Here is a 12,362-nt window from a genome sequence, read left to right on the forward strand (position 1 = left end):
CGGCTGAGGTGTCCGCCAAGGCAAGAATTGTCCGATATCATTCCCTAACTCCATGCCTGCGCAGGTTAAATTTGTAATTTAAGTAAAATCTGACCTAGTATAGGTAGGCTAAATGCAATCACCATCAACAAGGTTTCTGCAAGGATATAGACGATGAAAGTATGGAATAAAGTGCTGTTGGCCTCCTTTATCGGGTTGTTGGTTGCCGGCTGTGATGACTCGTCCAAGGTTGACGCCAACCTGGATAAAGCCAAAGACAGCGCCGAGCAGATGAAAGACGCCGCCCAGAAAAAAGCGGACGATCTGACGGACAAGGCGAAAGCAACGGCGGATGAAATCAAAAAAGAGGCCGCCACCCAGGCTGACCAGCTGAAAGACAAAGCCTCGGCGATTAAAGATGAAGCTGCCAAACAGGCGGACGCCATCACCAACGACGCCAAGGCCAAAGCCGCCGCGATCAAAGACGACGCAGGCAAACAGAGCCAGCAGTTGGTGGATCAGGCTAAAGCCATCAAGAACGACGCCATCAACGGCGCCAACGATCTGACCGAGCAGGCCAAGGCCAAGACCGAAGCCATCAAGAGCAGCGCCGAAAACAAAGCGCAAGAGTTGAAACAAGAGACCGATGCGGCGGTAAACGGCGATACGCAGCCGGCCACCCAGCAATAAGCATACTCAGCAATAAAGTAAGGAGCAGTAAATGGGGATTATTTCCTGGATTATCTTCGGCCTGATCGCCGGTATTTTGGCTAAGTGGATCATGCCCGGCAAAGACGGCGGCGGCTTTATCCTGACCATCGTGCTGGGGATCATCGGCGCCGTGGTCGGCGGCTATATCAGCACCTTCTTCGGCTACGGCAAGGTTGACGGCTTCAACTTCGGCAGCTTCGTGGTGGCGGTCATCGGCGCTATCGTGGTGCTGTTCGTGTACCGCAAAATTCGCAGCTAAGCCGCATACCCCAAGTCAAAAGGGCAGCCCCTGGGCTGCCCTTTTCGTTACTTCTGCTTCGCCGGTTCGTCCGGCGCGTCGAGCACCTCTTCTTCCTTGCGGAACAGGCTGATGACCTTGAACAGCAGGCTCAGGCCGATACCCACGATGGTCGCCAGCGCCATGCCTTTCAGCTCCGCCGCACCGATATGCACCTTGGCGCCGCTCACGCCGATGATCAGGATCACCGAGGTCAAAATCAGGTTTTGCGCTTTGTTGTAATCCACTTTGGACTCGATCAGCACGCGAATGCCCGAGGCGCCGATCACACCGTACAGCAGCAGGGAAACGCCGCCCATCACCGGCACCGGCACCGCCTGGATCGCCGCCGCCAGCTTACCGATGCAGGACAGCAGGATCGCCAACACCGCCGCGCCGCCGATCACCCAGGTGCTGTAGACCTTGGTGATGGCCATCACGCCGATGTTCTCGCCGTAGGTGGTGTTCGGCGTAGAGCCGAAGAAGCCGGAGAACACCGTCGAGATACCGTTGGCGAACATCGAGCGGTGCAGCCCTGGATCGCGGATCAGATCTTTCTTCACGATGTTGGCGGTCACCACCAGGTGGCCGACGTGCTCGGCGATCACCACTAGCGCCGCCGGCAGAATGGTGAAGATGGCGAACCACTCAAAGCGCGGAGTGTAGAAGGTCGGCAGCGCGAACCAGTGCGCCTCGCGAATCGGAGTCAAATCCACCACGCCCATGAAGAACGACAGCGCATAGCCCACCAGCACGCCGATCAGGATCGGGATAATCGCCAGGAAGCCGCGGAACAGCACCGAGCCGAGCACCGTGACCGCCAGCGTCACCAGCGAAATGGTGATGGTGGTCGAATCGGCGCTGGTGCCTTCCGCCGGCAGCAGCCCCGCCATGTTGGCCGCCACGCCCGCCAACTCCAGCCCGATGACGGCGACGATCGCCCCCATCGCCGCCGGCGGGAACATCACGTCCAGCCAGCCGGTGCCGGCCTTTTTCACGATCAGCGCCACCAGGCAAAACAGCACACCGCACATGATGAAACCACCCAACGCCACTTCGTAACCGAGCGGCAACAGCAGCAGTACCGGCGAGATAAACGCGAAGCTGGAACCGAGGTAGGCCGGGATCTTGCCTTTACAGATGAACAGATACAGCAGCGTGCCAATGCCGTTGAACAGCAGCACGGTCGCCGGGTTGATCTTGAACAGGATAGGCACCAGCACGGTGGCGCCGAACATGGCGAACAGGTGCTGGAAGCTGAGCGGAATGGTCTGGAGCAGCGGCGGGCGCTCGCTGACGCCGATGGCGCGACGGGTCATGTGTGCTTTTCCTCGGTTTATTGGTTTTATAGGTTTTAGTCAAAAAAAAGCCGACTCGTTAAGTCGGCTCAAATGTTTACTTGGTACCAAATATCTTGTCGCCCGCATCGCCCAGGCCAGGCACGATGTAGCCCTTGTCGTTCAGGCACTGATCGATGGAGGCGGTGTACAGCTCAACGTCCGGGTGCGCTTTCTCCAGCGCGGCGATGCCTTCCGGCGCCGCCACCAGAACCAGCACCTTGATGCTGTGGCAGCCGGCTTTCTTCAGCAGATCGATAGTGGCGATCATCGAACCGCCGGTGGCCAGCATCGGGTCGACGACCAGCGCCATGCGCTCTTCGATGTTGGAAACCAGCTTCTGGAAGTACGGCACCGGCTCCAGGGTTTCTTCGTCGCGGTATACGCCCACCACGCTGATGCGCGCGCTCGGCACGTGCTCCAGCACCCCTTCCATCATGCCCAGGCCTGCGCGCAGGATCGGCACTACGGTAATCTTTTTCCCTTTGATCTGATCCACTTCAACTGGCCCGCACCAGCCTTCGATGGTGACTTTTTCCGTCTCCAGATCGGCGGTCGCTTCATAGGTCAGTAAACTACCCACTTCTGAGGCCAGCTCACGGAAGCGTTTGGTGCTGATGTCATTTTCGCGCATCAGGCCAAGCTTGTGTTTTACCAGCGGGTGTTTCACCTCAACGATCTTCATCATTTTTCTCCTATTAAGGTGGTTGCGGCCAAAAAAATCGCGGGATTATACCTCCTTTTTTTCGCCGCGCCACCCACAATAGCCCGATCGGGATCAACAAAAGTTTGAATATCAGTATAGATGACGAAAAAGCGGAGCCGGTTCACAAGCCGCTCGCAAACGTTTGCCTGCGCTGTTAGAATTGCCGCGCCTTATTCCGGAATCAACATCGGAAGCACAGTTTTCAAACCGCAAACCGTCGTGGGGAATCGCGCAGTGACCGACAAAACCTCTCTCAGCTATAAAGACGCAGGTGTCGATATCGATGCTGGCAACGCATTGGTAGACCGCATCAAAGGTGTAGTTAAACAGACCCGTCGCCCGGAAGTGATGGGCGGTCTGGGCGGGTTTGGCGCCCTGTGTGCGTTGCCGCAGAAATACCGCGAGCCGGTGCTGGTTTCCGGTACCGACGGCGTGGGCACCAAGCTGCGTCTGGCGATGGATCTGAAACGCCACGACACCATCGGCATCGATCTGGTGGCGATGTGCGTCAACGATCTGGTGGTTCAGGGCGCCGAGCCGCTGTTCTTCCTCGACTACTACGCGACCGGCAAGCTGGATGTGGACACCGCGGCCAGCGTGATCACCGGCATCGCCGAAGGCTGCAAACAGTCCGGCTGTGCGCTGGTGGGCGGCGAAACCGCTGAAATGCCGGGCATGTACCACGGCGAAGATTACGACGTGGCCGGTTTCTGCGTCGGCGTGGTCGAAAAATCCGAGATCATCGACGGCAGCAAAGTGCAGTCCGGCGACGCGCTGATCGCCCTGGGTGCTTCCGGCCCGCACTCCAACGGCTACTCGCTGGTGCGCAAGATCCTGGAAGTGAGCAACACCGATCCGACCGCCACCCAGCTGGAAGGCAAACCGCTGGCCGACCACCTGCTGGCGCCGACCAAGATTTACGTGAAGTCCGTGCTGGAGCTGATCGAGAAGGCGGACGTACACGCCATCGCTCACCTCACCGGCGGCGGCTTCTGGGAAAACATTCCACGCGTGCTGCCGGAAGGCATGCAGGCGGTGATCGACGAAGCCAGCTGGCAGTGGCCGGCGGTGTTCACCTGGCTGCAGCAGGCCGGCAACGTCAGCCGTCATGAAATGTACCGCACCTTCAACTGCGGCGTAGGCATGGTCATCGCCCTGCCGGAAGCCGAAGTGGAAGCGGCCATCGCGCTGCTGACCGCGGCAGGTGAAAAAGCGTGGAAAATCGGTAAACTGACCGCCTCTTCCGACGAACAACAAGTGGTCATCAACTGATGAAAAAGATCGTGGTGTTGGTCTCCGGCCAGGGGAGCAATCTCCAGGCGCTGATTGACGCCTGCCAGCAGGGCCGCATCGCCGCCGAGATCGTGGCGGTGTTCAGCAACAAGGCGCAGGCTTATGGCCTGCAACGCGCCGAGGCGGCCGGCATCGCCGCCCAGGCGCTGGATGCCAAGGCCTACGCCGATCGCTCGGCGTTTGACGCCGCGTTGGCGGACGCCATCGACCAGCACCAGCCCGATCTGGTGGTGCTGGCCGGCTACATGCGCATCCTCAGCCCGCAGTTCGTGCAGCGTTATGCCGGCCGCATGCTGAACATTCACCCTTCCCTGCTGCCGAAATACCCGGGGCTGCATACCCACCGTCAGGCCATCGACAACGGCGACAGCGAACACGGCACCTCGGTGCACTTCGTGACCGAACAGCTCGACGGCGGCCCGGTGATTTTGCAGGCCAAGGTGCCGATTTTCGCTGACGACGAAGAGGATGACGTGGTTGAACGGGTGCAAACCCAGGAACACACGATCTATCCGCTGGTGGTGAGCTGGTTCGTCGACGGCCGCCTGGCGATGCGCGATGGCGCCGCCTGGCTGGACGGCGAACGCCTGCCTGAGCAGGGTCACGCCGCCGACTGATGCGCGCAGCCTGAACCTTGCCTAAACGGCGCCCGCGCGGCGCCGTTTTTTTTTTCGCCTTCATCCATTCTGTGAAGTTATACTTTGCACAGTTTCACGGCACAGAGGAGCCCACATGTCCAGCACTGCCAGCGTCAGGTTACGCCCATTGGAACGGGACGATCTGTCGTTCGTCCACCAGATGGACAACAATGCCAGCGTTATGCGCTATTGGTTTGAAGAACCCTACGAAGCCTTTGTCGAGCTTTCCGACCTCTACGACAAACACATCCACGATCAGAGCGAGCGCCGCTTTATCATCGAGCACGAAGGCGCCAAAGTCGGCCTGGTGGAGCTGGTGGAGATCGATCACATCCACCGCCGCGCAGAGTTCCAGATCATCATCGATCCCGCCCACCAGGGCAAAGGCTACGCCAGCACCGCCGCCCGCCTGGCGATGGACTACGGCTTCTCGGTGCTGAACCTGTACAAGCTGTACCTGATCGTCGACAAAGAGAACCCGAAGGCGATCCACATCTACAGCAAGCTGGGCTTCAACGTGGAAGGCGAGCTGATCGACGAGTTCTTCGTCAACGGCGAATACCGCACCGTGCTGCGCATGTGCATCTTCCAGCCGCAATACCTGGCGAAGTTCAAAACGCCCAATGATAAGCCGCTGGTGAAGTGACGCTTAGCGAGAAAAAAGTGAAAACCCGCCCAGGCGGGTTTTTTATTGGGAAATAAGTGGCTAGTATTAATGGATGCTATTTTATCGTCAGGAAATAGCCTGATAAATACGGAAATAAATAATATTTCCCGAGATAATTAATCGAACAATAATTAATGGTGATAGTAAGAGTTACCCTCTGCCTCTACAAAGGAAAAATATAATGACGACCATCTCAAACCTGCTGCTTTTTATCGGTCTGGTCATGTTCGCCATAACCGCCGGCCTGAATACCTATAGCGGCTACACGCCTGCAGATCCCAATAGCGCCCCGCTGTTTTCCCCGCTCTGGTGGACGCGCTGGTTCCCACTCTACGCCTCGGGCGCTGCGTTGCTGTTGATAGGGCTGGTATTGCGGGTTTCGGGGCGGGGACGTTAAAAAACAGAAACGGCTCCGAAGAGCCGTTTCTGTGTGTGGGTCAGGTCCAATCTTCATAGCCGCTATCATGGATCCAGACAATTCCACCTGGGCATTCTTCTGTCAGAAACCAGAATCCGTCGAAGGCATCGGCATCCATTTCCTCCTGATTTTTGGGGAAAACATGTTTAAATAGCGATATTTGCTCACTAGTGCTGCCTCGAAGATACTTACCATGAGAAGCCAACCTAATTTTCCCATCTTCAAGTAGCATCTGTAATAGTTGAAAGAAAAATGATTTTCTTTGACTAAAACTTGGTTCCTCGCCATAACACTCTGGTAGTGTCACATGCCAGATAGCATTCATCGAATGACCTTCTAAGGCATTCTTGTATTCGAGAAACTCCTCAGCTGTAATTTTCATATGAGTTACCTAAATTTAATTTCAATAGGTTTTTTAACTTTTCCTTGTAGATTATTGAGTTGTTCATTTTTTATAATTTCAATCGTCCATCGAGCCTTTGTGCTATCCTCACTTTTGGAAAAATCTCTAAGATTGATAACCATTCCATCTTTTTTTGCAAAGTAAACCATGCCTTTCGGAGTTTTCTTCTCTTCCAATGGTACCGTTCCAGCTAGCGACTGAGCGTAGTCGATGATTTCTTGTCTTGACAGTTTTCCTGTCGCAAAAACCTTGGTTGTTCCATATTTATTGCTTCCACCTTCGCCCAGAACCTGCTCAAACTGCTGACCAAACACGTTTAGCTTACTTTCGTTCTGTTTCGGGTCAAACACCTTGACCAACTGGTTAGTGTTAGCTTTCTGCATGGCCCGCAGATAATCTGCCGTTTTAGTCGACAAATTCGCCCCGGCTACTGTTTCTCCTTTGATAAAATCGGCAACCGGATGAGTGTTGAGCGTTTTTGTTTTGTATAGTTCATCGGAAGCGTTCACCAGCTGTCGGCTCAACTTCCTCACGCTGTCTTCGGTTTTCCCCAAAATCAATGTGCTGCCGGTCGTTATGGCGCCAGTACCAATAATCGCCTCTGGAGCCACAATATCCGCCGCATAAATACCGGCTTGATTCAGACAAAGCGCGGGGTTGGTTTTACAGCCGGCAATCGCCAATCGTGCCGCCAGAACCAATTCTGGCGCAGCTCCCACCAGCGTCATTCCCCCCGCAGCAAGTACCAGACCGCCGCCACCGACGGTCGCCACTATTGCGGCAGCTTCTCGGCGAGCCACAACACGTTTTGCCGCAGCAACATCACCTTTATCAGCGGCCAAAATGTCTTTCTGATTATCCAGCGCATACTGCATCAACATATGTTCGGTCATGTTGTAGCGATAAACCGACTGCGCGCTGTCCGCAGCACTGTAGGCGCCTTCCGGCGTATGCGTTGTCAACGCCCCGGTCAAAGCCCCGATCACTCGTGCCGTTTGCTCTTTTACTTCATTGCCGTTTAGCGCTTCCTGCAAACGGTAGAGCTGGCGTTCCTTTTCGTTGAGATTGGCCGGTTCGAACAGCGTGCTCTGCATCACGACCCCGGCCAGCTCCGCTGCCAGCGCCCCGGCAGCAGCCCCTTTACCATCGCCGCGCCCGATTTCCGCGGCGATGCCCGCCACAACCGCATGGCTGACTGACTTCCCGGCCGCACCCAGAACGTCGCCGTTATCCCCGATCAGATTGGCGCCCTCGGCCTGAACCTGGCTGCCGATATTCGCCAGCAGCGCATTGGTCAGATTGTCCTTGAAGCTGCCGCCGTTGATGGCGGTATTCAGGCTGGAGCTGATGACCGATTGCCCGGCCACCCGCTGCGCCACCTTGCTCCAGTCACCGTTGCTCAGCTGCGGCAGTTTGACGTTGTTTGGATTGAGCGGTTTGCCCGCCGCGTCCTTGCTCCAGCCCATCGCGCTGTCGAAGCCGTTGAGCGCGCCGCCGATCGCCATCGCCGTAGCGGTCGCCTTGACGTTCTCATTGCTACCCAGCGCCTGCAGGGTTTTCGACAGGTTGCCCTGGTTCTCCACCAACGCCACCGCCGCCTGGGAGGCCAGCGAAGACATCCCGGCCGTGACCGCGCCGCTGGTTACCGCCCCGCCGCCCACGGCGCCGGAAACGCTGGAGGCCGCCGTGGCCGCCAGTGAACTGCCTGCGGTCACCGCCGCGGCCGCGATGGCGATCACCGCCGCCACCGCCGGGTTCAGGTGCTGGCTCTTGTAATCCCAGCTGTCGTAAGCGTCTTTGACCTTGCTCCACTGCACGTCGTTGCGCTTGTTCAGATCTTTGACCCAGATGGTGCCCGGCGTATTGCCCAGGGCGTCGATGGCGCTTTGCAGCGCCTGGCCGTTTTTCACCTTCACATCAGCGCTGACGCCCTTGGCGGCCTCTACGGTCAAGGCGCCACCGGTATGAATGCTCGGCAGCACCCACTTATTGTCTTCGTACCCTTTATTGGCCTGCTTGATAAAGAAGCCTTTCGAATTGCTGACGGTCTGTTCGAAAGAGGTGTTTTTCACCGCGCGGAAGTTAACCTGGCCACGGGAACTGGTCAGGCGCGCGTTTTGCCCGGCGGCGATTTTGCTGGCTTCATAGGTGCTGTCGTCGCGGCTCATCAGCGTGATATTGCCGGCGGCGGTAAACTCGGTGACCTTGTTGGTCACGTCATGGCGGGTCTGCTTAACCTCGGTTTTCTTGCCCCACCATTTGCGCTTGGTTTCCTTTTTCTCGTAATGGCTGGACTCTTCCATCGCCTGGGCGTAGAGATAGCCGCCCTTGGCGGCAATATCCATATTGCCGACACGCATGGCCTCTGCCTGATTGTGGGCATCGACCTGGGCTTTTTGTTTGGCCTCGTCCGCCCCTTTGCTTTTCGCCTCGTTGCGGGCGGTTGCCAGGCGTGATTGAGCGCCATCGCGATCTTGCGTGGCCTGAGTAAGGCGCTGTTGCGCGTTATTGAACGCTGATTGCTCGGCATTTATTTCATTCGGAAGGATATTCGCACGCTTCTCTTTTTCCAAGAGTTCATGGGTGATGCCGATACCCTCGGCAGCGAGGGCGGCACTTTGTTGCCATAAACCCCAATCGTTAATTTCCATTAACTTGCCATGCTTGGCGGAAAATTCCTGAGTCTTCCTTAAATTATCTGCTTGTCTTTGTCTTAGCGTATCAATGTCACGCTGCAACGTATTAAATTCATTGCTTTTACTGTTTTTCGCTTGTTCAGCCCGGCTCTTGTCCTGCAGAGCCTGATTGATACGCTGCTGTGCATTTTGAAGCTGCTGCTCTGCAATGGCTATCCGGCTTCCCCAATCCGTCACCGCCACCGACGGTTTCCAGTTCGCCCCTAATCCTTTAACCACCAGTTTGGTCGCCTGGAACAGAATGCTGCCGCCGGAAATCACCGTCATAAGGCCGCCGGCATTCAGCTCGGTGCCTTGCTGGGTGCGAGTTTCGGTGAACTCGTTGCCGCCCTCGCGGTAAGTGTGATTTTGCACCGCCTCGAAACGCATATCGCCGCCGGAGGTCAGCGTCATGTTGGCGCCGGAGGTCAGCCTGGCGCCGTAAGTCAGCAGTTGGTTATTCGCCGACGCGGTCAGGTTTTTACCCGCGCTGAGGGCTGTGACCACATGGCGGTCGTCTTTGTTGTTGTCGTTGGCGGCATCAATGGCGGAATAGGCCAGGTTCGACAACCATAGATTCTGCCCGGCCAGCAGCGTGATATTGCCGTTAGCGGAGAGCGCGCCGCCCTGGGTGCCGATGTCGCGGGCCGAGTTAATCAGCAAATTGCCGCCGGCGTGTACCCGGCTACCCAGTTCAGGCGTGCGCGACACAGGGAAAAGCGCATTGAATCGGCCGTCAAGTTCACGGTAGTTAAGATCGGCGTTATGGGCGGCTAACAGCGTCACGTCCTTGTCCGCATTAATCTTGGCGCCGCGGAGCGCCAGATAGCCACCGCTATTGAGCAGCACCGAGCCTGTAGCTCTCATCTGACCACTGGCCAACAGCCGGTTGAAGTATTCCTGCCGTTTAGCCGGAGAAACCGGCCCCCCCAATAGCGGCCCCTCCAACAACGCGCTGTTTTTGACGATTGCAATGCTGCCGTTAGCCGTCATGGCGATATTGCGACTTTGCGGCGCCAGCAGCGTATTCAGCAACGTAATGGTACTGCCAGCCGTGAGAGACAGATCGCGTGAAGCCTCAAGGCTGCCCAACCAACGGGAACCGTCAGGGCGGAAGTAGTGAGGTTTCTCGCTGGAATGTATCTTTATCTCACCGTTTTTGGCGTTTAGCGTGACGTCCTGCCCTTTCAGCTCACTTTGCCAGGCGTCGATGGCGTTGACCGCCGTCAGAGACAGCTCTTTTCCGGCGGCCAAAATGCCTTGCCCAAGAACAATCCGATCTTCGGCAATCGCGGTGATATTGCCGTCGGCACGAATCGCATCAGTACCGACGATATTTTTGGCATGCAGCAGAACATTCCGTGCCTTTAGCGACTCTGGCCTGCCGGAGGTGACCACTTCATTCAGCTGATTTTCATGAGGCGTCGGCGTACTGATCTCTATCTTATTTTTAAAATCCGCAGTGAGATTATTGCCGGCGGTAATCGATGATTTTTGCTGCCCCTTTGCTCGCCAGACGACAAGTTCCTGCTGCTTGGTATAAGGCGCTTTTTCCGTGACATACAGCAGATCCCAATCTCCGGGAGGCGCATCTTCGTCACGGGCAAACGCCCCAACGCCAAACGTGTTCGTTCCCAGACGCCAGTACCGATCTTTCTGGCCGAGTTGAATGCTCTTTACGGTAAAATCGTTCCCCGTCAGGATCAGATCTTTGGCCGCGCTGATATTCGACTGATTGTTCCATAACGTTGTCGCGTTGATATAAGCGTTGTTGCCTGAATTTATCACCCCCGGCGCCTGCGATTTCACCAGAAGATACTCGTCTTTCCCCACATTAACCTTGTCGCCTTTCGACAGGTTGATTTCGCCAAACCAACTGCCGATGCCAAAGTCCTTCAGTTCAGGCTCCAGCAGCACAATAGCGTCAACACCTTGCCGTGAGTCGTAATAACTTCCTACCAAGGATTTATTGAACGCTTTAGAGTTAGCGGGAGTATTTTTCCAAACGGCTTGAACCTCTTGCCTGACATTGTTCAAATTCTCCGTGCGTATAACCAAGTCACCGCTGTTGGTCTGAATGCGTGCAGAGCGGTTTTCTATCTGTTTGGCTTTATTCCCCTGAGCGTCTTTCTGAATCCAGAGATTATTGTTGCTATGCAATGCGGTGTTGTCGCCATCACGTAGTGCCACATTGCGTACCGTATCGGCAAACACCCGCATATCGCGATGCGCCGTAACATTGCCGTTGTTATTGAGCGTATCGGCAGCCATTGTCACATCACGTTCACCGCGCACCTTAACGCCCGATGAGATATGAATTTCCCTGGCGCTGGCGTTCAAGTCTGTCGCTGCCTGTGTATTGCCCAACTCAATCCGCCCGCTAACGCTCAGCGTAATATCCCGCTGTTTACTGGTGAGGTCTTTGAGGTTCACCCCCACCCCATTCTCGTTGGCCACCAGGCGGATTTTGTTGGCGTACATGCCGCCCAGTGCCTTGGTGTCCACCGCCAACACCGGTTTGGCGCCTTCGCCGGCGATCGGCTTGATGGTGCCGTCTTTAAAACTGATGCGGTTAGCGCCCTGGGTCAGCGACAGGTTTTGCGCGTTGATTTTGCCGTTCAGCTCGGTGGCGCGGCTGATGATGTCAACATAGTCGGCGCCGCTGCCGTCCAGCCCTTTACCGCCGATGGTGACGCCGCCTTTTTTCACCTCCAGCGCCTCCAGCGCGCCCTGCTTGTCGAACTGCGGTTTGCCGGTGGTCAGCGTCACGCCCGGCGCGTTGATAAAGCCGCAGCCGTTGCAGGTGATGCCATTCGGGTTGGCGATCATCACGTTGGCTTTGTTGCCGAATACCTCGAGCTTGCCCTGCAGCTCGGAACGACTGCCTCCGGTGACTTCGTTGATGATAAGTTCTGCTGGCTTCCCTTTCAGATTCGGGTTGCCCTTTGCATTCTCAATAGTCACGCCCAGTTGGGTCTTGCCACCCTGGATGGCATTATTCAGCACCGCACCGGGCGTACCGACGTTAAAATCCTTGTAGGTATTGTGCGAAATCCCCGCCCCGTTCGGCGTGGCAATATTCACCACCGGCACGTTGCCCGGTTTCATATGAACCTGGGTATTGCCGTTAGCGGCGGTAATACCGGCGGCGAACGCCGGGTGCAACGGCTGGAAAGCCGTCAGGTAGATCAGCAAATAGCTGGCGCCCCGCGCCAGCGGATGATTGAGCTTATCCATATTCATTCCTTCGAAAGGATG

Annotated in this window: 10 protein-coding genes; 6 read left to right on the plus strand and 4 right to left on the minus strand. The window is 56.4% G+C overall.

Features of this window, described 5'->3' with window-relative positions; all coding sequences use genetic code 11:
* Positions 1-153: 153 nt before the first annotated feature.
* Both ACK3CV_RS18595 and ACK3CV_RS18600 read left to right on the plus strand, forming a co-directional pair.
* The gene (locus ACK3CV_RS18595) at positions 154-669 is read left to right on the plus strand and encodes a hypothetical protein (RefSeq protein WP_033635512.1); all 516 of its coding nucleotides are present in this window, start codon (positions 154-156) and stop codon (positions 667-669) included.
* A 31-nt stretch (positions 670-700) separates the two neighbouring features.
* The gene (locus ACK3CV_RS18600) at positions 701-949 is read left to right on the plus strand and encodes a GlsB/YeaQ/YmgE family stress response membrane protein (protein ID WP_033635514.1); all 249 of its coding nucleotides are present in this window, start codon (positions 701-703) and stop codon (positions 947-949) included.
* Positions 950-996: 47 nt separating this feature from the next.
* Here the strand turns inward: ACK3CV_RS18600 and uraA are convergent, their stop codons facing one another.
* Positions 997-2,286, minus strand: a complete 1,290-nt coding sequence (gene uraA, locus ACK3CV_RS18605; RefSeq protein ID WP_033635515.1) for a uracil permease — start codon at positions 2,284-2,286, stop codon at positions 997-999.
* A gap of 76 nt (positions 2,287-2,362) precedes the next feature.
* Positions 2,363-2,989: a uracil phosphoribosyltransferase gene (upp, locus tag ACK3CV_RS18610; protein ID WP_004941642.1), complete on the minus strand. Its 627-nt coding sequence runs from the start codon at positions 2,987-2,989 to the stop codon at positions 2,363-2,365.
* 255 nt (positions 2,990-3,244) lie between these two features.
* Here upp and purM point away from each other — a divergent pair, with 255 nt between their 5' ends.
* From purM to ACK3CV_RS18630, 4 genes are all read left to right on the plus strand, one after another.
* Positions 3,245-4,282: a phosphoribosylformylglycinamidine cyclo-ligase gene (gene purM, locus ACK3CV_RS18615; RefSeq protein WP_025303843.1), complete on the plus strand. Its 1,038-nt coding sequence runs from the start codon at positions 3,245-3,247 to the stop codon at positions 4,280-4,282.
* Positions 4,282-4,920 (plus strand): phosphoribosylglycinamide formyltransferase, encoded by a 639-nt coding sequence (gene purN / locus ACK3CV_RS18620; protein ID WP_164141474.1) that lies wholly within the window; start codon positions 4,282-4,284, stop codon positions 4,918-4,920. The genes purM and purN overlap by 1 nt, the downstream gene beginning before the upstream one ends.
* A 115-nt stretch (positions 4,921-5,035) precedes the next feature.
* Positions 5,036-5,587, plus strand: a complete 552-nt coding sequence (gene speG, locus ACK3CV_RS18625; RefSeq protein WP_004941631.1) for a spermidine N1-acetyltransferase — start codon at positions 5,036-5,038, stop codon at positions 5,585-5,587.
* Positions 5,588-5,789: 202 nt separating this feature from the next.
* On the plus strand, positions 5,790-6,005 hold the full coding sequence (locus tag ACK3CV_RS18630) for a hypothetical protein (protein WP_060423954.1): 216 nt from the start codon (positions 5,790-5,792) through the stop codon (positions 6,003-6,005).
* 40 nt (positions 6,006-6,045) lie between these two features.
* Here ACK3CV_RS18630 and ACK3CV_RS18635 read toward each other — a convergent pair whose 3' ends face one another.
* Both ACK3CV_RS18635 and ACK3CV_RS18640 read right to left on the minus strand, forming a co-directional pair.
* Positions 6,046-6,408, minus strand: coding sequence for a DUF596 domain-containing protein (locus ACK3CV_RS18635; RefSeq protein WP_047730111.1), 363 nt, complete (start codon positions 6,406-6,408; stop codon positions 6,046-6,048).
* A gap of 5 nt (positions 6,409-6,413) precedes the next feature.
* Positions 6,414-12,341 (minus strand): DUF637 domain-containing protein, encoded by a 5,928-nt coding sequence (locus ACK3CV_RS18640; protein ID WP_164038144.1) that lies wholly within the window; start codon positions 12,339-12,341, stop codon positions 6,414-6,416.
* Positions 12,342-12,362 lie beyond the last annotated feature (21 nt).

Source organism: Serratia sp. TSO36, assembly GCF_057808395.1.